This window comes from Microbacterium enclense (assembly GCA_038182865.1).
GTDB classification, from domain to species: domain Bacteria; phylum Actinomycetota; class Actinomycetes; order Actinomycetales; family Microbacteriaceae; genus Microbacterium; species Microbacterium enclense_B.
Genome location: CP116226.1, coordinates 186909 through 209352, shown reverse-complemented (window position 1 = coordinate 209352; position 22444 = coordinate 186909). Strand labels below are relative to the sequence as shown.

19 protein-coding genes are annotated in these 22444 nt (G+C 71.5%); 13 read left to right on the top strand and 6 right to left on the bottom strand.

The window, feature by feature from the left end; genetic code table 11:
• Window positions 1–5: 5 nt before the first annotated feature.
• Both PIR02_00930 and PIR02_00925 read right to left on the bottom strand, forming a co-directional pair.
• Complete coding sequence (locus PIR02_00930; GenBank protein WZH37236.1) at window positions 6–1673, bottom strand: phospho-sugar mutase; 1668 nt, start codon at window positions 1671–1673, stop codon at window positions 6–8.
• On the bottom strand, window positions 1670–2503 hold the full coding sequence (locus PIR02_00925) for a purine-nucleoside phosphorylase (GenBank protein WZH37235.1): 834 nt from the start codon (window positions 2501–2503) through the stop codon (window positions 1670–1672). Before PIR02_00925 ends, PIR02_00930 begins: the two co-directional genes overlap by 4 nt.
• Before the next feature lie 77 nt (window positions 2504–2580).
• Between PIR02_00925 and PIR02_00920 the strand changes: the two genes are divergently transcribed.
• Window positions 2581–4041 (top strand): NAD(P)H-quinone dehydrogenase, encoded by a 1461-nt coding sequence (locus PIR02_00920; protein WZH37234.1) that lies wholly within the window; start codon window positions 2581–2583, stop codon window positions 4039–4041.
• A gap of 204 nt (window positions 4042–4245) precedes the next feature.
• On the opposite strand, the gene PIR02_00915 is transcribed toward PIR02_00920, so the two are convergent.
• Together PIR02_00915 and PIR02_00910 are read right to left on the bottom strand one after the other, a co-directional pair.
• Window positions 4246–6012 carry a biotin carboxylase N-terminal domain-containing protein gene (locus PIR02_00915; GenBank protein ID WZH37233.1) on the bottom strand — a complete coding sequence of 589 codons (1767 nt, stop codon included), beginning with the start codon at window positions 6010–6012 and terminating at the stop codon, window positions 4246–4248.
• Between the two features lie 77 nt (window positions 6013–6089).
• Window positions 6090–6737 (bottom strand): Maf family protein, encoded by a 648-nt coding sequence (locus PIR02_00910; protein ID WZH37232.1) that lies wholly within the window; start codon window positions 6735–6737, stop codon window positions 6090–6092.
• 76 nt (window positions 6738–6813) lie between these two features.
• Here PIR02_00910 and PIR02_00905 point away from each other — a divergent pair, with 76 nt between their 5' ends.
• The 4 genes from PIR02_00905 to PIR02_00890 all read left to right on the top strand — a co-directional run bounded on the left by PIR02_00905 (window position 6814) and on the right by PIR02_00890 (window position 11095).
• The gene (locus PIR02_00905) at window positions 6814–8070 is read left to right on the top strand and encodes a TRAM domain-containing protein (GenBank protein ID WZH37231.1); all 1257 of its coding nucleotides are present in this window, start codon (window positions 6814–6816) and stop codon (window positions 8068–8070) included.
• A 61-nt stretch (window positions 8071–8131) separates the two neighbouring features.
• Window positions 8132–8797, top strand: a complete 666-nt coding sequence (locus PIR02_00900; GenBank protein ID WZH37230.1) for a response regulator transcription factor — start codon at window positions 8132–8134, stop codon at window positions 8795–8797.
• Window positions 8790–10061 (top strand): ATP-binding protein, encoded by a 1272-nt coding sequence (locus PIR02_00895; GenBank protein ID WZH37229.1) that lies wholly within the window; start codon window positions 8790–8792, stop codon window positions 10059–10061. The genes PIR02_00900 and PIR02_00895 overlap by 8 nt, the downstream gene beginning before the upstream one ends.
• Complete coding sequence (locus PIR02_00890) at window positions 10058–11095, top strand: hypothetical protein (GenBank protein ID WZH37228.1); 1038 nt, start codon at window positions 10058–10060, stop codon at window positions 11093–11095. The genes PIR02_00895 and PIR02_00890 overlap by 4 nt, the downstream gene beginning before the upstream one ends.
• Before the next feature lie 212 nt (window positions 11096–11307).
• On the opposite strand, the gene PIR02_00885 is transcribed toward PIR02_00890, so the two are convergent.
• The gene (locus PIR02_00885) at window positions 11308–11550 is read right to left on the bottom strand and encodes an acyl-CoA carboxylase epsilon subunit (GenBank protein WZH37227.1); all 243 of its coding nucleotides are present in this window, start codon (window positions 11548–11550) and stop codon (window positions 11308–11310) included.
• Window positions 11547–13145 (bottom strand): acyl-CoA carboxylase subunit beta, encoded by a 1599-nt coding sequence (locus tag PIR02_00880; GenBank protein WZH37226.1) that lies wholly within the window; start codon window positions 13143–13145, stop codon window positions 11547–11549. The genes PIR02_00885 and PIR02_00880 overlap by 4 nt, the downstream gene beginning before the upstream one ends.
• A gap of 149 nt (window positions 13146–13294) precedes the next feature.
• On the opposite strand from PIR02_00880, the gene PIR02_00875 reads away from it, so the two are divergent.
• The 8 genes from PIR02_00875 to PIR02_00840 all read left to right on the top strand — a co-directional run bounded on the left by PIR02_00875 (window position 13295) and on the right by PIR02_00840 (window position 22408).
• Window positions 13295–14077, top strand: coding sequence for a biotin--[acetyl-CoA-carboxylase] ligase (locus PIR02_00875; GenBank protein ID WZH37225.1), 783 nt, complete (start codon window positions 13295–13297; stop codon window positions 14075–14077).
• A 57-nt stretch (window positions 14078–14134) separates the two neighbouring features.
• On the top strand, window positions 14135–14689 hold the full coding sequence (locus tag PIR02_00870) for a PH domain-containing protein (protein WZH37224.1): 555 nt from the start codon (window positions 14135–14137) through the stop codon (window positions 14687–14689).
• Window positions 14690–14886: 197 nt separating this feature from the next.
• Window positions 14887–16020, top strand: coding sequence for a 5-(carboxyamino)imidazole ribonucleotide synthase (locus PIR02_00865; protein WZH37223.1), 1134 nt, complete (start codon window positions 14887–14889; stop codon window positions 16018–16020).
• A gap of 107 nt (window positions 16021–16127) precedes the next feature.
• Window positions 16128–16595 carry a 5-(carboxyamino)imidazole ribonucleotide mutase gene (gene purE / locus PIR02_00860; protein WZH39062.1) on the top strand — a complete coding sequence of 156 codons (468 nt, stop codon included), beginning with the start codon at window positions 16128–16130 and terminating at the stop codon, window positions 16593–16595.
• A complete protein-coding gene (locus PIR02_00855; GenBank protein ID WZH37222.1) occupies window positions 16592–18055 on the top strand; it encodes an LCP family protein in 1464 nt (487 codons plus the stop codon). The genes purE and PIR02_00855 overlap by 4 nt, the downstream gene beginning before the upstream one ends.
• A complete protein-coding gene (locus PIR02_00850) occupies window positions 18052–19155 on the top strand; it encodes a glycosyl transferase (GenBank protein ID WZH37221.1) in 1104 nt (367 codons plus the stop codon). Before PIR02_00855 ends, PIR02_00850 begins: the two co-directional genes overlap by 4 nt.
• Window positions 19156–19205: 50 nt before the next feature.
• The gene (locus PIR02_00845; protein ID WZH37220.1) at window positions 19206–20132 is read left to right on the top strand and encodes a glycosyltransferase family A protein; all 927 of its coding nucleotides are present in this window, start codon (window positions 19206–19208) and stop codon (window positions 20130–20132) included.
• Window positions 20133–20155: 23 nt separating this feature from the next.
• A complete protein-coding gene (locus PIR02_00840) occupies window positions 20156–22408 on the top strand; it encodes a hypothetical protein (GenBank protein WZH37219.1) in 2253 nt (750 codons plus the stop codon).
• Window positions 22409–22444 lie beyond the last annotated feature (36 nt).

Below are 22444 nucleotides of genomic sequence, written 5' to 3'. Positions count from 1 at the left end.
CGGCGTCAGCGCACCGACGCCAGCAGCTCCTCCGCGCCGGCCCGGAGAGCGGCCAGGCGCCGGGCAGCCTTCTTCGCAGAGGAACCGCGCACGTCGAGGTACAGCTTGAGCTTGGGCTCGGTTCCGCTCGGGCGCACGATCAGCCGCGAGCCGTCGTCGAGCCACAGGCGCAGCACGTCACCGGGCGGCAGGCCGTCGACACCGAGCAACAGGTCGTCGATGCGCGACACGGCGATCCCGCCCACCGTCGCCGGCGGCTGGGCGCGGAGCGAGCCCATGATCCCGGCGATCTCGCTCACGTCGGCGACGCGGATCGAGATCTGGTCGCTCGCGAAGGCGCCGAACAGCTCACGGAACTCCCGCAGCAGGTCGGCCACCGTCCGGCCGTGTCCGCGCGCCTCGGCCGCCATGCCGAGCAGGGCCACGGCGGCGGAGATCCCGTCCTTGTCGCGCACGACGTCGGGATCCACGAGGTAGCCGAGGGCCTCTTCGAAGCCGAAGACGACCCCCGGGGCGCGGGAGATCCACTTGAATCCCGTGAGTGTGGAGTGGAAGTCGAGGCCGTAGTGCTCGGCGACCGCCTGCAGGCCCGGCGACGAGACCAAGGAGCACGCGAGGGAACCGCCCGTGCCGGCGTCGGCCGCGGCCCGCGCCGCACGCCAGCCGAGGAGCAGACCGATCTCATTGCCGGTCAGACGTCGCCACCCGCCGTCGGTCTCGGCATCCGGGATCGCGACCGCCAGGCGATCGGCATCCGGGTCGTTCGCGATGACCAGCTCGGCGTCGGCGGCACGCGCGGTCTCGAAGGCGAGATCCATCGCGCCCGGCTCTTCGGGGTTCGGGAACGCGACCGTGGGGAAGCGTCCATCCGGGTGGATCTGCGCCTCCACGACCCCGGGCGTCGGATACCCGGCTTCGGCGAGCACGCGCGAGACGGTCTCCCACCCCACGCCGTGCATGGCGGTGTAGACCCAGCGCAGTCCCTCGGCGCCGGCCGGTGCGGGGGCGACGGCGGCGGTCGCGGCGACGTACGCCTCGACGACCGACTCGGGGGCGTTGGCGTACCCCACGGAGCGCGGAAGGACCGTGACGTCGCCCTCGTCCGCGATGCGCTGGATGTGCGCGGCGATCTCGGCGTCGGCGGGGGAGACGATCTGGGCGCCCTCGTCGGCACCGCCGAGGTAGACCTTGTACCCGTTGTCGTCGGGCGGGTTGTGGCTGGCCGTGACCATGACTCCGGCGTCGGCACCGAGGTGACGCACCGCGAAGGCGAGGACCGGCGTGGGCAGCAGGCGGGGCAGCAGGATCGCGTGCAGACCCGCCCCGGCGAAGATCTCGACCGAGTCGCGCGCGAACACGTCGGAGTTGCGCCGTCCGTCGTAGCCGACCACCACGGTCGGCGTGCCCGAGGAACGCTCGTTCAGGTAGGCCGCGAACCCCGCGGCTGCCTGCGCCACGAGTACGCGGTTCATCCTGTTCGAGCCCGCGCCGAGCGTTCCGCGCAGTCCCGCGGTCCCGAACGCCAGACGCATCGAGAAGCGATCAGCGAGGTCGTCGGCGGCCGCGGCGTCGCCGTCCTCGACCCGCGCGATCAGGGTGGCGAGCTCGTCGCGGGTGACGGCATCCGGGTCCTGCGCGAGCCAGGCGCGCGCCGCGGTGAGGTACTCGCTCACAATGCGTGGACCACGCGGGCCAGCAGCGCCGAGATCACGGGCTCGGCGTCGCGACCGGCCTCGAGGACCTCCGCGTGGCTGAGCGGGGTCTTCTGGATGCCGGCGGCCAGGTTCGTGATGAGCGAGAAGCCGAGGATCTCCATCCCGGCCTGGCGGGCGGCGATCGCCTCGAGCGAGGTCGACATGCCGACGATGTGGCCGCCGATCGCCTTCGCCATCTGCACCTCGGCGGGGGTCTCGTAGTGAGGCCCGCGGAACTGGGTGTAGACGCCCTCGTCGAGCGTCGGGTCGATCTCCCGGGCGATGTCGCGCAGCCGCTTCGAGTACAGATCGGTGAGGTCGATGAAGGTCGCGCCCTCGAGCGGGGAGTCGGCCGTGAGGTTGATGTGGTCGCTGATGAGCACCGGCTGACCGGGCTTCCACGTCTCGCGGATGCCGCCGGCACCATTGGTCAGGATCATCGTGGTCGCACCGGTCGCCGCGGCGGTGCGAACGCTGTGGACGACCCGGCGGACCCCGTGGCCCTCGTAGTAGTGGGTGCGCGCGCCGATGACGAGGACGTTCTTGCCACCGGGGGTCCGGACGCTGCGGAGCGTGCCGACGTGGCCCTCGAGGGCGGGCTTGGAGAAGCCGGTGACCTCGGTCGCGGGGAACGACGCCGTCTCCTCGCCGATGAGCTCGGCGGCGCGGCCCCAGCCGGACCCGAGGGTGACGGCGATGTCGTGGTGCTCGACGCCCGAGAGGCGGGCGATGTCGGCCGCCGCGGCCGTGGCGACCTCGAACGGGTCGACCGCCGGGTCATCGAGCGGGTGAGAAGTGCTGTTGGACATTCCCCCACTCTAGAAAGTGCGGGGCCCCGGGGCCAGACGGCGGTGCGGTGAGGGGCGGGCGTGTCGGCGCTGACAGAATGGATGCCATGGTGCAGAGCTTCGAGCGCAAGCAGTCCGTCGCGATCGTCGGCGGAGGCCCCGGCGGCTACGAGGCGGCCCTTTCCGCCGCGCAGCTGGGCGCCGACGTGACGCTCGTGGAGCGCGCGGGCGTGGGCGGCTCGGCCGTCATCACCGACGTCGTCCCCTCGAAGACCCTGATCGCGACGGCGGACGCCGCCGTGGCCATCCGCAACGCCAGCGAGCTCGGGGTGCAGCTGTTCGCCCGGGACGACCGGGGCAAGCCCCTCACCCCCGAGGTCGCGATCAACCTCGCCGCCGTCAACCAGCGCCTGCTCTCGCTCGCGCGACAGCAGTCCGACGACATGCGCGCGTCGCTGCTCGAGGCGGGCGTGCGCATCATCTCGGGCCACGGGCGACTGGAGGGCAACGGCGCGGTCGTCGTCTCGACCGAGGACGGCGGCACCGACTTCGACCGCATCGAGGCCGAGACCCTCGTCGTCTCGGTCGGCGCATCGCCGCGCGAACTGCCGTCCGCCAGGCCCGACGGCCAGCGCGTGCTCACGTGGACGCAGCTGTACAACATGAAGTCGGTCCCCTCGCACCTCATCGTCGTCGGCTCCGGCGTCACCGGCGCCGAGTTCGCCTCGGCGTACATGAACCTGGGCGCGAAGGTGACGCTCGTCTCGAGCCGCGACCAGGTGCTCCCCGGTGAGGACCAGGATGCCGCGGCGGTCCTGGAACGCGTCTTCCAGCGCGGCGGGATGACGCTGCTGTCGAAGGCCCGCGCCGAGTCGGTGGTCAACACCGGCGACGAGGTCGTGGTGACCCTCGCCGACGGACGCACGATCACGGGCAGCCACTGCCTCATGGCGGTCGGCTCGATCCCCAACACCGCGGGCATCGGTCTCGAGCAGGCGGGCGTGCAGATGACGCCGTCCGGCCACATCCGCGTCAACCGCGTCGCGCGCACCTCGGTGCCCAACATCTACGCGGCCGGCGACTGCACGAACTTCTTCCCCCTGGCATCCGTCGCATCGATGCAGGGACGCCAGGCCGTGTTCCACGCCCTCGGTGACGTGGTCATCCCGTTGGAGACCCGCCGGATCACGGCGAACATCTTCACGGCGCCGGAGATCGCCACGGTCGGCTTCAGCGAACAGGACGTCGTGGACGGCAAGATCGCCGGCGTCGTGAAGAAGCTCCCGCTCTCGGCGAACCCCCGCGCGAAGATGCAGGGCATCACCGACGGTTTCGTGAAACTCATCGCCCGCAAGGGCAGTGGCACCGTCATGGGCGGGGTGATCGTGGGTCCGCGTGCGTCGGAGCTGATCTACCCGGTGGCGATCGCGGTCGAGCGGCGCCTGACCGTCGACCAGGTCGCGCGCGTGTTCGCGGTCTACCCCTCGCTCACCTCGAGCATCACCGACGCCGCCCGGGCGATGCACATCGTGGACCGCGACGACCCCGGCGAAGACTGAGCCGTTCCGGATGCCGCAGCCTCGCGGCATCCGTTGCCCTCGGTGGTTCGTGGGGTGTCGGTTCACGCATAAACGCTGTCTGCGCCGATAAACGCGGTGTGCTCGCGTTCATGCGTGTGGATCGCGTTTATGCGTGGGGGAGACCCGGACGAACGACGGCGCCGCACCCCCGAGGGAGCGCGGCGCGTCGCGGGGCGTGGACGCTCAGTTGATCAGCAGCAGCTGGTGACCCGCCGACACCGTGGTGCCGGGGCTCGCGTCGATCCCGGCGACCGTGCCGTCCTTGTGGGCTTGGATCGGCTGTTCCATCTTCATCGCCTCGAGCACGACGACGAGGTCGCCCTTGACGACCTGCTGTCCCTCTTCGACGGCGACCTTGACGATCGTGGCCTGCATGGGCGACTTCACCGCGTCGCCGGTGGCTCCAGCCGTGGGTGAGGCGGCGTGCGAACGGCGCGACGGGGGAGCTGCGGCGGGGCGGCCCACCGCGGGCGCGGCGACGGTGATGCGGTCGGGCAGGCTCACCTCGAGGCGCTTGCCGCCGACCTCGACGACGACCGTGTGACGGCCGGCCTCGGCGGCGGGGGCGTCGAGCTCACCGTCCCACGCGGGGATGTCGTTGACGAACTCGGTCTCGATCCAGCGCGTGAAGACGCCGAAGGTGCCGTCCTCCGCGGTGAAGGCGGGGTCGCGCACGACCTTGCGGTGGAACGGCAGCACGGTCGGCATGCCCGCAACCTCGAACTCGTCGAGGGCGCGGCGCGAACGCTCCAGGGCCTCGGCGCGATCGCGGCCGGTCACGATGATCTTCGCGAGCAGCGAGTCGAACGCTCCCGAGACGCTGTCGCCGGCGGTGACACCGGAGTCGAGGCGGATGCCGGGACCGCCGAACGTCTTGAAGACGTGGATGGGACCGGGCTGCGGCAGGAAGTTCCGACCCGGGTCCTCTCCATTGATGCGGAACTCGATCGAATGCCCGGTCGGGGCCGGGTCGTCGTAACCCAGCTCCTCGCCCTCGGCGAGACGGAACTGTTCGCGCACGAGGTCGAGTCCGGTGACCTCTTCCGACACGGGGTGCTCGACCTGGAGGCGCGTGTTCACCTCGAGGAACGAGATGGTGCCGTCGGCGCCGATGAGGAACTCGCAGGTGCCGGCTCCGATGTAGCCGACCTCTTTGAGGATGGCCTTGGACGCCGAGTACAGGATGGCGTTCTGTTCGTCGCTGAGGAACGGCGCGGGAGCCTCCTCGACGAGCTTCTGGTGGCGACGCTGGAGCGAGCAGTCGCGGGTCGAGACGACGACGACGTTGCCCGCGGCATCCGCCAGGCACTGCGTCTCGACGTGGCGCGGCTTGTCGAGGTACTTCTCGACGAAGCACTCGCCGCGACCGAAGGCGGCGACGGCCTCGCGCGTCGCGGACTCGAACATCTCGGCGACCTCGTCGAGTTCGCGGGCGACCTTCAGGCCGCGCCCGCCACCGCCGTACGCGGCCTTGATCGCGATGGGCAGGCCCACCTCTTCGGCGAAGGCGATGACCTCGTCGGCACCGGAGACGGGGCCGGGAGTGCCGGGGGCGAGCGGCGCGCCGACCTTCTCGGCGACGTGGCGCGCGGTGACCTTGTCACCCAGGGCCTCGATGGCCTCGGGGGAGGGGCCGATCCAGACGAGTCCTGCGTCGATCACGGCGCGGGCGAAATCGGCGTTCTCGGCGAGGAATCCGTAGCCGGGGTGCACGGCGTCGGCACCGGAGCGGCGGGCGACCGAGAGGATCTTCTCGATCGAGAGGTAGGTGTCGGCGCTGGTGGCGCCGTCGAGGGCATACGCCTCGTCGGCGAGGCGGGTGTGCAGCGCATCCCTGTCCTGGTCGGCGTAGACCGCGACCGAGGCTCGGCCCGAATCACGGGCGGCGCGGATGACACGGACGGCGATCTCGCCGCGGTTGGCGACAAGGACCTTGGCGATCTTCGGCATCCTCCCAGCCTACCGAGGGGCATGGGTCACCTTTTGACCCTCCTCGACAAGAAACGCCGAAAAACGTGTGCGGGACCCTACGAACGATTCCACAGGCTCGTCCACGAGCCCCCGAGCTCGCGAACGAGGTGGCGCACCGTCGACAGCGACATCCCGACCACGGTGGAGGGGTCGCCCTCGACGCTCTCGATGAAGGCCCCGCCCAGGCTGTCGACGGTGAACGCCCCGGCGACGAGCAGCGGCTCGCCGGTGGCGACGTACGCGGCGATCTCGTCGTCGTCGACGTCGGCGGCGAAGCTCACGCGCGCCTGGGCGACCGCGTGCGCCTCGGTCGGCGGCGCTCCCGGGGAGAGTCGGAACACGCTGTGCCCCGAGTGGAGGACGCCCGTGCGCCCGCGCATCTGGCGCCACCGGGCCGTCGCCGCCTCGGGTGTGTAGGGCTTTCCGAGGATCTCGTCCCCGAGCTCGAACATCGAGTCGCCGCCGATGACGAACCCGTCGAAACCCTGGTCCTCCTCGTGGAGCCTCAGCGCCACGTCGGCCGCCTTTCGCCGCGCGAGCAGCAGGACGTGCTCGGGGGCGGGCAGGCGTCGTCCCTCCGCCGCCTCGACCTCGGCGATGACGGCTTCCTCGTCGACCCGGGGAGAGCGGGCGTCGGGCTCGATCCCCGCCTGGCGCAGCAGCATCAGTCGAGCAGGGGAAGTGGATGCCAAGCACACGCGCATGCGACCACGCTAGCGCCGTGCTCACGGTGGGCTCCCGCAGACGACCGCCCCCGCGCGGATGTGTCAGGCTCGGACAATGCACGACGGCGACCTCATCGATCTCGACATCACCGGTATCGCCCACGGCGGGGTGTTCGTCGCACGACACGAGGGCCGCGTGGTCTTCGTCTCCGACACGCTGCCCGGGGAGCGGGTGCGGGCGCGTCTGACCGACACGCGCAAGAAGTCGTTCTGGCGCGCCGACGCCGTCGAGGTGCTCGAGGCGGCCCCTGAACGGCGCCCTCACGTCTGGTCCGCCGCCGCGATCGACGTGGCGCCCGACGAACGCCCGGGCGGTGCGGAATTCGGCCACATCGAGCTCGCGCACCAGCGTCGGCTCAAAGAACGTGTCATCCGGGAGGCGTTCGAGCGCGTGGGGCGCCTGGAGCTTCCCGTCGACGTCCGCCCGGCCGGAGACGCCGCGAACCCGGAGACGGCCGACGGCACGGGGTGGCGCACGCGCGTGAGTCTCCATGTCGACGAGGCGGGCCGCGTGGGGCCGTTCGCGGCGCGCTCGCACCGCGTGATCGAGACGCCCGACCTGCCGCTGGCCGCACCCGCTGTCGCCGAGGCCGCCGCCGCGGCGCGGGGCGCCGAGCCCGGCCGCCTCGACCTCGTCCTCCCGGCCGACGGTCGCGTGCGTGTGCTCCCGCGACCGGACGGTGTGCGGACCCGACCGACCGCGGAGGTCATCGAGGAGCGGGTCGGCGACCGGACGTTCCGCGTCGATGCGGGCGGGTTCTGGCAGGTGCACCGCCTCGCCGCCACGACGCTGACCTCGCTCGTCGCCGAGGAATTGACCCGCAGTGCCGGTGACCTCGACCCCGAGGCACTGCATCTCGACCTGTACGGCGGCGTCGGCCTGTTCGCCGCCACGCTCGCCGATCTCGGCGGACCGTCCACGCGCGTCATCAGCGTCGAGTCCGATCCCCGCGCCACCGAGCACGCCGGAGAGAACCTCGCCGAATGGATCGGTGCGCGCGCCGAGACGGCGCGCGCCGACCGCTTCGTCTCCAGGCTCGCGGCGGACGCGTCCGCACGGGAGCGGGAACGCCTCGCGCGCGGCGTCGTGCTGCTCGATCCGCCGAGGGCCGGAGCGGGACGCGACGTGGTCGAGGGGATCGCCGCACTCGGGCCCGCGACGGTGGTCTACGTCGCGTGCGACCCCGTCGCCCTCGCACGCGATCTGGCCACGTTCGCCGAACACGGGTACCACGCCGACGGCGGCATCCGGGGCGTCGACCTCTTCCCTCATTCACATCACGTCGAAGCAGTGGCCGTTTTGCGCAAGTGACCCGCCGATCGGCGGATGTCCAGGCCCCTGACACGAGGATCCGCGCCGATACGATGTGGAGATGACCCGCGTCGCCCTCATCGATGATCACGAGTCGGTTCGGCTCGGGCTCGAGGCAGCGCTCGCCGGCACCGAGACCACTCAGGTGGTGTTCTCGGGTGCGAACGTCGCGGCGTACCTGGATTGGCGTCGCGTCGCCGTGCAGTCTCCCGCCGATGTCGTGGTCCTCGACCTCACCCTCGGCGATGGCACCACGGTGTCCGAGAACGTCGACCGCGTGGTGCGCGACGGTTCGAGCGTGATCATCCACAGCGTCGCCGATCGCCCCGCCGCTGTGCGCGAAGCGCTCGCCGCCGGGGCCGCCGGCATCGTGAGCAAGTCGTCTCCCACCCACGAGGTGCTCGGCGCGATCGGCACCGTCGCGCGCGGCGAGCTGCTCGACAACGTCGAGTGGGCCAGCGCCGTCGAGGGTGATCGCGCCTTCGCCGACGCACAGCTGTCGGCCCGCGAGCGAGAGGTGCTTCGGCTGTACGCGGCCGGACTGCCGTTGAAGGCGGTGGCCGAGCGTCTGGGTGTGGCGTACTCCACCGCGAAAGAGAACATCACGCGCGTCCGCGTGAAGTACGTCGAGGTGGGTCGCCCCGCTCCGACCAAGGTCGATCTGCTGCGGCGGGCGATGGAAGACGGCATTCTGCACGACGCGCCCGAAGCCGGGACCGATGCCTGAGACCCTCCGTTCGGAGGCCCAGCGATCGGTACTCGAGGAAGCCTGGGGGCGCATCCCGCACTCGCGTGAATCGCGAGACGATCCCGGTTCGTTCACCCAGAAGCGGATCGAGCGAGTGCTCACGCTGTTCGTCGGCCCGGCGTCGCTCGCCCTGGGCGCGCAAGCGCTCGTCGCCGCCTTCGGGCGCGCCGACGAACGCGACGGGTGGCACCTCCCGCTGGCCCTCGGTGTCTTCGTACCGTTGGCCGCGATGATCGTGGCCTGCGCCGTCGGGCGCTTCGCCCGGCTGTTCGCGGGGATCTTCGCGGTGGTGTTCCTGCTCGCCCTGGCGCTGTGGCCGATCGCGACCGCCGGGGGACCGCCGCCGTCTCCGCTGGAGAACCCGTGGATCTTCTACCTCATCAACGTCGCGACCGTGGCGGCGGTCGTCGCGTTCCCTCTCTCGCTTCAGATCGTGTGGACGGTCGCCGCCCCCATCCTCTTCGGCGTCGTGCGCCTGATCCAGGCAGAGGGCCGGAGCGAGTTCTACGTCCCGGTCGCCCTCGACGTCTCCTTCGCGTTGATCCTCGGCAGCGTCCTGGTGACGCTCACGTGGATGTACCGCTCGATCGCCGCGCACGTCGACGAGACGCGCGCGCAGGCGGTGTCGAGCTATGCCGAGGCGGCTGCCACCGCCGCCACCGAGAACGAGCGCGTGGCGGTCGCCGCCCTCATGCACGACAGCGTTCTCGGCGCGCTCCTGGCCGCGGAACGAGCGTCGACACCACGTGAGCGCACTCTGGCGGTGAGCATGGCCCGCGAAGCCCTCACGCGGCTGGCGAACGCGGAGAAGGACGCCCTCGAGGGAAGCGACGCGCCGGTGGATGCCACGCGCCTCGCCGACGACATCGAAGCCTCCGCGCGCGACCTGGGCGTCGAGCTGAACGTCGGCCGCCGGGTACAGCCCGACACGCCGCGGGTGCCGGGCCGCGTGGCCCGCGCGCTGGTGCTGGCGGCCATGCAGGCGGTCGCGAACGCGGTGCAGCATGCCGAGGCGCGCGGTCTCTCCGTCGAGGTGGCGGGCTACGCCGATCCGGGCAGCGTGGTCGTGCGGGTCCGCGATGCGGGGGAGGGATTCGACCTCGAGACGATCCCGGCCGATCGCCTCGGCATCCGCGGGTCGATCATGGCGCGCGTGACGGCCGTCGGCGGGCGATCCGACATCGAGTCCGGTCCCTCGGGCACGACCGTGACGCTCGAATGGGAGAGCGGGGATCGCTGGTGAGCGTCCGCGCCGTCCTCTCCGTCATCGCGCTGGCGTTCACGGCCTATCTGGCCGCCCGCGGACTGCTGTGGACGAGCCCCGAGACGGTGCAGCGGGGCTGGCTCATCGTCGCGGCGCTGGTGCTCTACCTGCCGGTGACGTGGCTCTGGATCCTGCTGCCCGGGTCGCGGCCTCCCGGCGCGGCGGTCGGAATCCCGGGTGAGCGGTCGAGTCTGCCCGCCTGGGCGGCGGCGCTGGCGCTGGTGGCGTCGGTCGTCGTGCCCAACGCGGCCTTCCTCGCGGTCACCGAAGCGGGTCGCACGCAGCCGTTCGTCACCTGGGTCATCGGCGGGATCGGCGCCCTGATGACGATCGTGATGGTGCGCCACCGGCCGATCGTCGCCTGGATCGGCATGGGAGCACTGTCGGTGTCCGCGTCCGCGTGGCTCGGCCCGGTCTCGGCCCTGAGCCTCGGGCTTGTCGGTTCGCTCGTCTGGGTCTCGGTCGCCCAGCTCATCTCGATCGCGCTGGGCCGCACGGCCCGGGACGCCACGCAGCTCTCCGAACTTCAGCAGGCGGCCTCCGCGTGGCAGGCCTCGCAGAGCGGCCGGCAGCGCGAGAGGCGACTGCACGTGCAACGCGCCCTGGGCGTCGCGGGTCCGGTGCTCGGCCGGGTCATCGAGACGGGTGGCAACCTGCGACCATCCGAGCGGGATTCGGCGCGGCTGGCCGAGCACAGCCTGCGCGACGAACTACGCAGCCCCCGCCTGCTGGATCAGGGCGTGCGCGCGCAGATCGACGCCGCACGGCGTCGTGGGTCGGCGGTCACCCTGTTCGACGAGGGCGGGCTCGAAGGGCTCGACGGCGCAGCTCTCACCGCCATCCGCGCCGAACTGGCCGACATCCTGCGAGGAGCCGAGTCCGACCGCCTCATCATCCGCACCTCGCCGCACAACGGGGTCGCGGTGACGGTCGTGGGACGGTCGGCGGGAGACGGCGCGGGGGGAGACGACGACGAGGTCGACCTCTGGCGCGAGATCCGTCGACCGCGCTGAACCGGACGATCCCCGAGAGGGGGATGGGGGTGAGGGGCGGCGATTGCTCACCCCTCACCCATGCGGACGGTTACCCGAAAACCGGCCGCGTGGTCGGCACCGGCTCGATGAGCGGCCCGACCGAACGCACGAAGCGTTCCAGCTCGTCCAGTATCCGTGAGCGCTCTCACGCGCGTCTGTAGGTATTTCGGGGGACAGTCGTCGCGCCGGTCTCAGCCGGTGAAACTGTGCCACCCCGCCGAGCGGTCGAGGGGGACGCGAAGCCCGCGCGCCGACAGTTCCCACCGCGACCGCACGGCGGTCTCGGGGACCGTGGCGTCGGCGACCTCGTGGGCGTACGCCTCGCTGACGACGACGACGGCCGCGGCCAGCTCCTCCTCGGTGGGCGCGCCGCGCACGACCTCGGCGACGACGGGCGGCTGCCCGGCGTCGGTCTCGGCGTGTTCGTCGCTCACAGGGGGATGTTCCCGTGCTTCTTGGCGGGCTGGCTCGCGCGCTTGTTGCGCAGGGCCCGCAGGGCCTTGGCGATCGAGACGCGCGTCTGCGCCGGTTCGATGATGCCGTCCAGTTCGCCGCGCTCGGCGGCGAGGAACGGGGATGCCACGTTGTAGGTGTATTCGTTGGCCAGACGCGTCCGCACCGCGGCAACGTCTTCACCCGCCGCCTCGGCGCGCTTGATCTCGCCGCGATAGAGGATGTTGACCGCACCCTGACCACCCATGACGGCGATCTCGGCCGTGGGCCAGGCGAGGTTGATGTCGGCGCCGAGCTGCTTGGAGCCCATGACGATGTAGGCGCCGCCGTACGCCTTGCGCAGGATCACGGTGACCAGGGGCACGGTCGCCTCGGCGTAGGCGTAGAGCAGCTTCGCGCCGCGGCGGATCACGCCGGTCCACTCCTGGTCGGTGCCGGGCAGGTAGCCGGGGACGTCGACGAGGGTGACGATGGGAACCGAGAACGCGTCGCAGAAGCGCACGAACCGGCTGGCCTTCTCGCCCGCGTCGATGTTGAGCGTGCCGGCCATCTGCGAGGGCTGGTTGGCGATGATGCCGACCGTGCGACCCTCGATGCGGCCGAAGCCGATCACGATGTTCGGTGCGAAGAGGGGCTGCACCTCGAGGAAATCCCCCGCGTCGACGATCCCCGCGATCACGGTGTGGATGTCGTACGGCTGGTTCGGCGAGTCCGGGATGATCGTGTTCAGCGAGCGATCGGCATCCGTGGTCTCGAACTCGAACGGCGTCTCGTAGATGGGGATCTCGGCGAGATTGTTGTCGGGGAGGAAGCCGATGAGCGTGCGCGCGTAGTCGATCGCGTCGTCTTCGTCGTCGGCGAGGTAGTGCGCGACGCCCGAGCGGCTGTTGTGCGTGAGCGCGCCGCCCAGCTCTTCCATGCCCACGTCTTCGCCGGTCACGGTCTTGATGACGTCGGGACCGGTGACGAACATCTGGCTGGTCTTGTCGACCATGATCACGAAGTCGGTGAGGGCGGGGGAGTAGACCGCGCCGCCCGCGGCGGGGCCCATGATGAGCGAGATCTGCGGGATGACCCCGGAGGCGGCGGTGTTCAGTCGGAAGATCTCGCCGTACTTGCCGAGGGCGACGACACCCTCTTGGATGCGCGCCCCACCGGAGTCCAGGATGCCGATGATCGGGATGCCGCTGCGTAGCGCGAGCTCCATGACCTTGATGATCTTGTCGCCCGCGACCTCGCCGAGCGAGCCGCCGAACGTGGAGAAGTCCTGTGCGTAGACGGCGACGGTCCGGCCGTGGATCGTGCCGGTGCCGGTGACCACGGAGTCGCCGTAGGGGCGTGACTTGTCCATGCCGAACGCCGTGGTGCGGTGCCGCACGTACTCGTCGAGTTCGACGAACGAACCAGGATCGACCAGCATCTCGATGCGCTCGCGGGCGGTGAGCTTGCCCTTCGCGTGCTGCTTGTCGCGGGCGGCGGCTTCGGCGTCGACGACCGCCTCCTGGAACCTGGTGCGCAGGTCCGCGATCTTGCCGGCGGTGGTGAAGAGATCGGGCTGGTCGGTCACGCATTCCACCCTAGCGACAGCGTCGGCGCCAACGTTGGAGGGTGCGCACAAGTGAAAGGGCGAGGCGCTGTGGCATCCGTCCAGGTCTCTCTTCTTCGACATCGCGGGGCGAAAGGCAAGCGGATGCCGTCTCCCCGCGAATTCCCTAGGGTGTGGGCATGCCGATCCCCGAAGCCGGATTCCCGCGCACTGCCACGGTCAGCCCCCGCGTCCAGATGGTCGAGACCACCGGTTCCACCAACGCCGACGTGGTCGCGGCCGTCACGGCGGATCCGGCCGGGTGGCCGCACCTGTCGCTCCTGGTCACCGACGACCAGCGCGCGGGCCGAGGGCGCCTCGATCGTTCCTGGACGGCGCCGGCGGGTACCGCGATCGCCGTGTCGATGGTCGTGGACGCCTCCACCGTGCCGGTGGCGCTGAGGGGCTGGATCCCGCTGGCGGCGGGCGCGGCGATGACACGGGCGGTGGGATCGCAACTGACGGGACACAGCGGATCGACCCAGCTGAAGTGGCCGAACGACGTTCTCGTGGACGGCGGCAAGATCTGCGGCATCCTCGCCGAGGCCGTGCCCGGGACGTTCGACACCGTCGTGGTCGGAGCCGGCGTGAACACGCGGATGAGCCGCGCCGACCTCCCGGTCTCGACGGCGACGTCGTTCGCGGCGATCGGTGCGGAGTGCGACGTGGACCGTCTCCTCGCCGACTACGTCGGCGCGTTCTCGGAGTTCGTGACGGCCCTGTCGTCCGGGGGAGAGGAACGGGTGCACCGCGACATCGAGAAGCTGTGCGCCACGGTCGGCCGCGAGGTCACCGTCGCTCTCCCCGACGACACGAGCCTCACGGGCCGCGCGACGCGTCTGGACGAGACCGGTCGGCTCGTCGTGGAGGCGGGCACGATCGTCACGACGGTGTCGGCGGGCGATGTCGTGCACGTGCGCTGACACGCCCCTTCCGCGTGTGCGACCGGAGCCGCCGCGTGCACGCCGCACAATGAGAGGGTGACCCAGCCCACCAGCTACGGAGGGCGCCCGCGGATGCCGGCGCCCGGCGCGTCGGCGCCCGAGCTGCGTATCGCGCGGGTCCGCTCCCACGCCCGGCGTCTTGCCCTGTCGGCGATCGTGCTCATCGGCGTCTCGGGTGCCACCGCGTACTTCTACGACAATCTGCCCGCTCCTTTCGAGAACTGGATGCTGGTCGCCACGGCGGCCGCCGTCGTCCTTCTGCTCGTCGTCGTGCCGTATGTGGCGTGGTTGTCGCGGTCGTGGACGATCACCACCCGCCGGGTCATCGAACGTTCGGGCTTCTTCGGTTCTCGTCGTCAGGAGATCTCCCACGTCCGCGGCTACGCGATCCAGATGCGCCGCGGCGTGCTCCAGCGCCTGTGGGGTGCGGGCACGCTCACGCTGTCCAACGGCGTCGAACCGCCCCTGCGGTTGAAGAACGTCCCGCACGCCGTGCTCCTGCACGAGACGCTGGTCGATCAGGTCGAGGTGAACCAGATCCTCGCGCACCGTGACTCCCAGGCCTTCGGTTCCGGAGCCGTCGAGGTCTGACCTCCCGCACGCCGCCCCGCGACACAACGGCGGAGTGGCGCGTCCCCGAGGCGGACGGGGCCGGAGCGACCGCTGTGGCATCGGACGTCCGGGGTCGCGCCGCGGCGACTGACCCTGCCTTACCGCTGCGGCCGCGCGCACCCGGCTCGCGCCCCCGCCGGAGGCCAGACAGAATGGATGCCGTCGAAGGGAGCGGCATGGCGCTGCGAGTCGGAGTGATCGGTGGCGGACAGCTGGCGCGGATGATGATCGCACCCGCCGTCGAACTCGGGATCGACATCCGGGTGCTCGCCGAAGACGAGGGGATGTCGGCCGCGCTGGCCGCGTCTGCGGTGGGCGACTATCACGACGCCGAAACGGTGGTGGCCTTCGCACGCGAGGTCGATGTCATCACCTTCGACCACGAGCACGTGCCGCAGGACGTCCTGGCCGCGCTCGTCGACACGGGCGTGGCGGTGCACCCGGGACCCGCGCCTCTCGCGGTGGCGCAGGACAAGCTCGTCATGCGCTCGCGGATGGCGGAGCTCGGTCTGCCCCAGCCCGACTGGGCCGCGGTCGCCGACGCCGCCGAACTGCAGGACTTCCTCGACGCCCATGGCGGTCGCGCCGTGGTGAAGACGCCCCGCGGCGGTTACGACGGCAAGGGCGTGCGCGTCGTGTCCGCGGCGGCGGAGGCCGACGACTGGTTCGCCGCGCTCGCCGAAGACGGCAACGGCGGCTCGCTCCTGGTCGAAGAGCTCGTCGACTTCACGCGCGAGCTCGCCCAGCAGGTCGCGCGCCGCCCCTCGGGGGAGGTGCGCGCGTACCCCGTGGTCGAGACCGTCCAGCGCGGTGGGGTGTGTGCCGAGGTGGTCGCCCCCGCTCCTCGGGCCGATGCCCGCGTCCAGCGGGTCGCTGCCGAGATCGGCGTGGCCGTGGCCGACGGGCTCGGCGTCACCGGAATGCTCGCCGTCGAGCTCTTCGAGACGAGCGATGAACGCGTCCTCATCAACGAACTCGCCATGCGTCCGCACAACAGCGGACACTGGACGCAGGACGGCGCGGTCACGAGCCAGTTCGAGCAGCACCTGCGGGCGGTCCTCGATCTCCCCCTCGGATCCACGGATGCCACGGCGGAGTGGACCGTGATGATCAACGTGCTCGGCGGCCCCGCCGAGGGCACCCTCGAGGAGCGGTTCGCCGCCGTTCTCGGTGCCCACCCGAGCGCCAAGGTCCACACCTACGGAAAGGCGCCGCGTCCCGGTCGCAAGGTCGGGCACGTGAACGTCACCGGCGACGACCTCGACGATGTGGTCTACGAGGCCCGCGCGGCGGCCGCGTTCTTCGACTGAGCCAGACGTCTGAGCGCGCCGTTCCGAGTTCTTCCAGCGAGCCGCCCTACCCTGGACCGGTGACCCGGCCGCTGCATTCTTCCGAGACGCCCGTGGTCGGCGTCGTCATGGGCTCCGACTCCGACTGGCGCGTCATGAACGCCGCCAGCGAGGTGCTGACCGAATTCGGCATCCCGCACGAGGTGGAGGTCGTCTCTGCGCACCGTACCCCCGACAAGCTCATCCGCTACGGGCGCGAGGCGCGGGAACGGGGCCTTCGCGCGATCATCGCCGGGGCCGGGGGAGCAGCGCACCTGCCGGGCATGTTGGCATCCGTCACCGCGCTCCCCGTGATCGGCGTCCCGGTGCAGCTCGCGACCCTCGACGGACTCGACTCGCTGCTGAGCATCGTGCAGATGCCCGCCGGCATCCCGGTCGCCACGGTCTCCATCAACGGTGCCAAGAACGCCGGGCTCCTCGCGGCCCGCATCCTCGGTGCCGCCGACCCGGTGATCGCCGAGCGCGTCGAGGCCTACGCGCGCGATCTCGAGACCCAGGTCGACGAGAAGAACCGACGGCTCAAGGAGTCTCTATGACCCTCGCGCCGCCGCGCAGTTCGGTACGCTCCCCGCTGGTCGAGCAACGCCCGCTGCGCAATCCCGACCTCACGTCGAGCGCGGTCATGACGCGTCGCGGCTGGTGGCTCGTCGTGGCGAACTTCCTCCTTCCCGGATCGGCCCAGGTCCTCGCCGGCAACCGCCGTCTCGGACGCCTCGGTCTCGGCGCCACACTGGCCCTGTGGGTCGCCCTCGTGCTGACCGCACTGTTCGGTCTCCTCGCGCCGAGCAGCCTCTTCGCCCTGGCCACGGGCTCGTTCATCCCCGACTTCCTCGCGTGGTTCCGATGGCTGCCGCTGACCCTCGTGCAGCTGGTGCTCGTGGGATACGCCGTGCTGTGGATCGTGCTGACCATCGACACGCTCCGTCTCGTGCGCCTCGTCAAGACCGGACCGCTGGCGCGCTTCGGAATCGCGATCGTCTCGATCGGTCTCACCAGCGCGCTCGTGACCGGCGCCGGGTGGGCGGTGCAGACCGCGGGGACGACACGCGATACGTTCGCCGAGATCTTCGCCCAGTCCGCCCCCGTCGTCCCGCCCTCCGACGGGTACTACAACATCCTGCTGCTCGGCGGCGACTCCGGCGAAGGTCGCGATTCCATGCGCTTCGACAGCATCTCGGTGGTGTCCATCAACGCCGCCTCGGGGGCCGTCACGATCACCGGCATCCCGCGCGACATGCCGCACTTCCCCTTCGCGCCCGGTCCGATGCAGGACGAGTACCCGAACGGGCACGAGGGCAAGTTCGGCGAGACCTGCGGGTGGGGGAGCGGGATCAACCAGCTGCGCACCGAGGTCGAGGTCTGTCAGGACGGCAACGCCCTGTACCCGGATGCCGAGTCACGCGGGTCGGAGCCGGGCATCGAGGCGACCAAGGACGCGGCCGAGGGGATCCTCGGCATCCAGATCCCGTACTACGTCCTCCTCGACATGAAGGGGTTCGCCGACGTGGTGGACGCCCTCGGCGGCGTCGATATCACCGTCGACGAGCGCCTTCCGAAGGGCGGTCCGGCCTACGACGGGCAGCCCGTCGACGACTGGGCGTTCGGGTGGATCGAGCCGGGTGCGCAGCACATGGACGGCGACACGGCGCAGTGGTATGCCCGTTCGCGCTACACCACGAGCGACTTCGACCGGATGCGGCGTCAGCGTCAGCTGCAGGAGGCGATCCTCGCGCAGTTCACCCCGCAGAACGTCCTCACGCACTTCCAGGAGGTGGCGGCGGCCGGGACGAACACCGTCGAGACCGACCTCCCGCAGGGTCTCATCGCCCCGACCCTCGTCGATCTCGCCCTCAAGGCCAAGGACCAGCCCGTCTCGACCATCGAGCTCACGCCCGAAGGGGGTGTCGACGAGTTCGACCCGGACTACGCGCAGGTCCAGCAGATCGTCCACGACAAGCTGCATCCGCCCACCGAGACGGAGGCACCCTCCCCATGACCGTCACGTTGCGCGTCGTGCTGGATCAGCTCGTCGCCCCCACCTCCCGCGATCTCGCCGAGGCCTCGGCCTCCCTGACTCAGGCCCTGGTCGACACCGCTCCGCGCGGCTGCGACGTGTCCGCGATCGTGCCCGCTCCGGGCCTGGCCGACGACGCGGGCGTCACGGGCCTCGCCGCCGAGACACGCCTGTCCATGCGCCGACGAGAATTGGCCGCCTCGTGGCAGCTCGGTGTCGCCCCCGGCGTCGGTAAGGGCCTCATCCATTCGCCCACCGCCCTCGCCCCCCTCGTGCGCCACGACCGCGTCAACGAGACGCACCAGATCGTGGTCACCCTGTGGGACCTGCGCGCCTGGGAAACGCCCGATGAGCTCCCGCGCGCCGAGGCTCTCGCCGCCCGCGCGCTCCTCTCGCGGGTGTCCAAGCACGCCGACGCGGTGGTCGTCCCCACCCACGCGATGGCGGAGCGTCTCGGTGAGGTGGCCAAGTCCAAGCTCGCCGCGAAGGTCCGTGTCATCGGCGGGGCTCCGGCCGCGGGACTGCGCGTCCCTTCCGATGCCGTGGGGCGTCTCCGCGCCCTCGATCTGCCCACCTCGTTCCTCGCACTCGCGGGGGGAGCGGCCCTTTCCGACGGGCTCGGCGACGCGTTCTCCGCCATCGTCGCCGCGGGCGAGGACCGCGACGTCGTCGTGCTCGACGTCCCCGAGGGCGAGGAACCGGCCGTCATCGAGCGGGCGGTCGCCGCCGGCATCCCGGAGACGCGTGTGCACGCCCGGGGCTCCCTCGATCAGTGGGACCGCGCGGCGGTGCTCTCGCACGCGGCGGCTTTCGTGACCGGGTGCGCCCGGACCGACTGGCCGTGGCGAGCCGTCGACGCCCTCGCCGTGGGGATCCCGATCGTGGCGGTCGACACCGCCGTCCACCGAGAGGTGCTCGCGGATGCCGCGGCGTTCGCGCCCGCAGACGAGCTCGGCACCGCGCTGGGCCGTGCCCTCGGCGACGACGGAGCACGGCTGCGCGTGCTGGCCGGAGACCGCGCGAAGGGCTTCGCGTGGGCGGCCTGCGCCGACCGCATCTGGGCCCTGCACGCCGAGCTGTAGCAGCCGCGACTCCGCACACCCGAGTGACGCTCGCCCCTATGCTCGGACGCATGCCTGCACGCGCCGGGATCGTCGTCCGCACCCGCCACCGCCCGGCGTTCCTCCGTCGGGCGCTGCGCGACATCGCCGATCAGCGGCTCGATGACTGGCAGCTGGTGGTCGTCAACGACGGTGGCGATCGGGCCGAGGTCGACGAGATCGTCTCCGCGGCGGCTCTCGGCGACCGCGTCACGGTCGTCCACATCGCTCCCGGCGAGGGTGGGCGGTGCGTCGCGGCGAACGCCGGCGTGCGCGCCCTCGACGCGCCGTACGTGGTGCTGCACGACGACGACGACCGGTGGCATCCCGCCTTCCTCGAGCGCACGGTCGCGCACCTCGACGCCCATCCCGCGCACGCCGCGGTGTCGGCGGTGACCGAGATCGTCTACGAGGAGAACCGTGCCGGTACCTGGGTCGAGGTCGGACGGGCCCCGTTCTGGGCCGGGATGGGGCGGATCTCGCTCGGCGAGATGATGAGCGTCAACCGCGCCGTCCCGATCTCGGTCGTCTACCGCCGCCGTCTGCACGACGAGATCGGGTGGTACGACGAGACGCTCGACGCGGTCGAGGACTGGGACCTGTACCTGAGGATCCTGCGCGAGCACGAGATGGGCTTCCTGTCGGGGGAGCCGCTGGCGTTCTGGACGCAGCGCCCCGACTCGGTGGGTCTCGACGCCAACAGCATGTTCGGTCTCGCGGCCGAGCACGCCCGCGACGACGCGGTGGTGCGCGACCGGGCCCTGGCCGAGTGGGTGCGCCGGGAGGGCCCGGGCCTGCCCCTGTACATGGCGTCCCTGCAGACCCAACTCGCCGCCCACGTCGACGAGGCCGTCGAACGGCTGCGCAAGGAGCTCCGTGACGACCTCCGCCGCGAGATCGATGCGCATCAGCCCCTTCTCTCCCGGGTACGTCGGCTCCGCCGCCGCCTGACGCGCTGACCGGCCGCCCGTAGACTCGGAGGATGCGCCTCGGTCCCCTTCGTGAGACTGTCCGTCGTTCTCGCGACCTCCGAGTCGTCGGTCCGGTGGTCCGGGCCGCGGACCGCCTCTGGTGGGCACGGACGATCGGGCGATCGAGCCTGGTGGATGCCGAGTACTACGGCGCCCAGCTCGGGGTCCGGCGTCTGCCGCGCGCCGTCGCCATCGGGCACTACGTCGCACGCGGCTTCCGCCGCGGAATGAGCCTGAACCCCCTCTTCGACGACATCGTCGCGGGTGGGGAACTGCCCGAGGTGTTCCGCGTCCCCGCCCTGTACGCGTACTTGCTGAGCGAGCGCGAGACCGTCCGCGTCCACCCGTGGTGGGATGCCGAGGAGTTCGGCCGCGCGCACGGAGGGCCGGGTCTCGAGCACGCCTGGGCTCACCCGGACGCGGAGATCGAGCTGCGGGCCGCGGGACGGACGCTGCGTCTGAGCGTCGCCGAGGTGCGGCGGCGCGCGATCGTCGCGGCGGGGGCGTGGCGGCGCCACCGGGGCGGTTCGCCGGTGGCGAGCGCGCCCGCGGAGGTGGGACTGATCCGTCCCGTCCAAGCACGCGATCGCCGATACGACCGCAAGCTCTCCCAGGCCGCCGCGAGGTCTGCGCGCGACCGCGTCGTCGTCCCGCTCATCGGCGTCGACGCCGCCCAGTGGGTCTCCGCGCGCCTGTTGGGCGATATCGTCCCGGGGCTCGGCGTCCGTGGGGAGAGCGCGCGGGTGAGCTGGCCGGCGATGGTCCGGCGGGCCGCGGCCCCCCTCGAGGTCGAGGTGAGCGTGATCCTCGACCCCCGTGCCGAGTTCGCGGACGACGAGATCGACGCTCTCGTCGACACGGCGCGGGGGCACGTCGCGGCGATACCCGTGCACCGGGCTTTCGACGGCACGGTCGAGGGGGTCGGCGCGGCGGAGACCGGAGGGGCCGCCCCGTGGGCGATCCTCGCCGAGCATCCGGTCGAGGATCTCGAGGCTCTTCCCGCCGTCGTCGAGATTCCGCTGATCCACGGCCTCACCGTCGCGCTGCCGCACGCGGTGCTCCGAGAGGTGCTCGGTCACGACGCGCCCCGATCGGCGGCGGCCTTCGCGCGAGCGCTGCGTTCTCGGACCGGCGCCACGGCCCTCACCGAGGTCCGTCCCGTGTTCGACGAGCCGTCCCTGGTGTTCTCGGAGCCCCGCCCGTCCGGCGACGGCAGCACGCGGGACCGGGCGGTCGCCGCAGACCTCGTCACGGCGGCGGGCTTCGACGTCGTCTCGTGGCGCGCCACGAAGGGGCGCACCGTCGAACCCGTCGTGCGGTGGCGTCGTCCGACGCCGGACGCTCAGCGATGGGCCGTCAAGATCTGCGCCCCGGCCGGTCGACGCGGGGCGGTATGGGGCGACATGCACTTCGCCCGCGGTCTGGCCGCCGCCCTGCGGCGTCGCGGCCACACCGTCGTCATCGATGCCTTCGACGCCCGTGAGCGTCGAACGGCCGCGCTCGACGACGTCAGCGTCGTCGTGCGGGGCCCCTATCGCATCGATCCCGTCGGACCCGGGGTGAGCCTGCAGTGGATCATCAGCCACCCGGACGACATCACCCGCGGTGAACTCGCCCAGTTCGACCGGGTCTTCGCCGCCTCGGAGCGGTGGTCGTCCCGCACGCGAGAGAAGTGGGGCATCGACGTCCAGCCCCTCCTCGAGGCGACCGACGTCGATCTGTTCCATCCCACGGGTGTCGAGCGCACCCGGGAGATCGTCTTCGTGGGGACCGCGCGCGGCATCGCGCGCCCGAGCGTGGTCGTGCCCCTGCGCGCCGGGCTGCCCGTGCGCGTCTACGGGCCCGACTGGCGACCGTTCATCGCCCACTCCGCGATCGCCGCGCCGACGATCGCCCACGGCGACCTTCCCCGTCGCTACGAATCGGCCTCGATCGTGCTCAACGACCAGTGGCCGGCGATGCGTCGTCACGGGTTCATCGCGATGCGCCCCTTCGACGTCGTCGCGGTGGGCGGCCGGGTGATTTCAGAGGACGTCGACGGGATCGAGGAGATCTTCGGCGGTGCCGTGATCGCGTACCGCGACGAACAGCATCTGCTCGAGCTGCTGCGCACCGACCCCGACACGATCTTCCCCGACCGGGAGAGCCTGGCCCGCATCGCGGACCGCATCCGCACCGAGCACTCCTTCGACGCCCGCGCGGCCGTTCTCGACGCCGCGGCCCAGGAGGTCCGAGCGCGCCGTCCCTCGGCGCCGGCGGACTGACCCGCACACAGGGAGTCCTCCGCGCGGCCCTCTAAG

Excerpts from the sequence above, each read along its gene's own strand:
- PIR02_00875 (WZH37225.1), top strand. The coding sequence starts at position 13,295 with ATGCCGATCCCCGAAGCCGGATTCCCGCGCACTGCCACGGTCAGCCCC.
- PIR02_00900 (WZH37230.1), top strand. The coding sequence starts at position 8,132 with ATGACCCGCGTCGCCCTCATCGATGATCACGAGTCGGTTCGGCTCGGG.
- PIR02_00850 (WZH37221.1), top strand. The coding sequence starts at position 18,052 with ATGACCGTCACGTTGCGCGTCGTGCTGGATCAGCTCGTCGCCCCCACC.
- PIR02_00925 (WZH37235.1), bottom strand. The coding sequence starts at position 2,503 with ATGTCCAACAGCACTTCTCACCCGCTCGATGACCCGGCGGTCGACCCG.
- PIR02_00895 (WZH37229.1), top strand. The coding sequence starts at position 8,790 with ATGCCTGAGACCCTCCGTTCGGAGGCCCAGCGATCGGTACTCGAGGAA.
- PIR02_00840 (WZH37219.1), top strand. The coding sequence starts at position 20,156 with ATGCGCCTCGGTCCCCTTCGTGAGACTGTCCGTCGTTCTCGCGACCTC.
- PIR02_00910 (WZH37232.1), bottom strand. The coding sequence starts at position 6,737 with ATGCGCGTGTGCTTGGCATCCACTTCCCCTGCTCGACTGATGCTGCTG.
- PIR02_00855 (WZH37222.1), top strand. The coding sequence starts at position 16,592 with ATGACCCTCGCGCCGCCGCGCAGTTCGGTACGCTCCCCGCTGGTCGAG.
- PIR02_00920 (WZH37234.1), top strand. The coding sequence starts at position 2,581 with ATGGATGCCATGGTGCAGAGCTTCGAGCGCAAGCAGTCCGTCGCGATC.
- PIR02_00905 (WZH37231.1), top strand. The coding sequence starts at position 6,814 with ATGCACGACGGCGACCTCATCGATCTCGACATCACCGGTATCGCCCAC.
- PIR02_00865 (WZH37223.1), top strand. The coding sequence starts at position 14,887 with ATGGCGCTGCGAGTCGGAGTGATCGGTGGCGGACAGCTGGCGCGGATG.
- purE (WZH39062.1), top strand. The coding sequence starts at position 16,128 with ATGGGCTCCGACTCCGACTGGCGCGTCATGAACGCCGCCAGCGAGGTG.
- PIR02_00845 (WZH37220.1), top strand. The coding sequence starts at position 19,206 with ATGCCTGCACGCGCCGGGATCGTCGTCCGCACCCGCCACCGCCCGGCG.
- PIR02_00915 (WZH37233.1), bottom strand. The coding sequence starts at position 6,012 with ATGCCGAAGATCGCCAAGGTCCTTGTCGCCAACCGCGGCGAGATCGCC.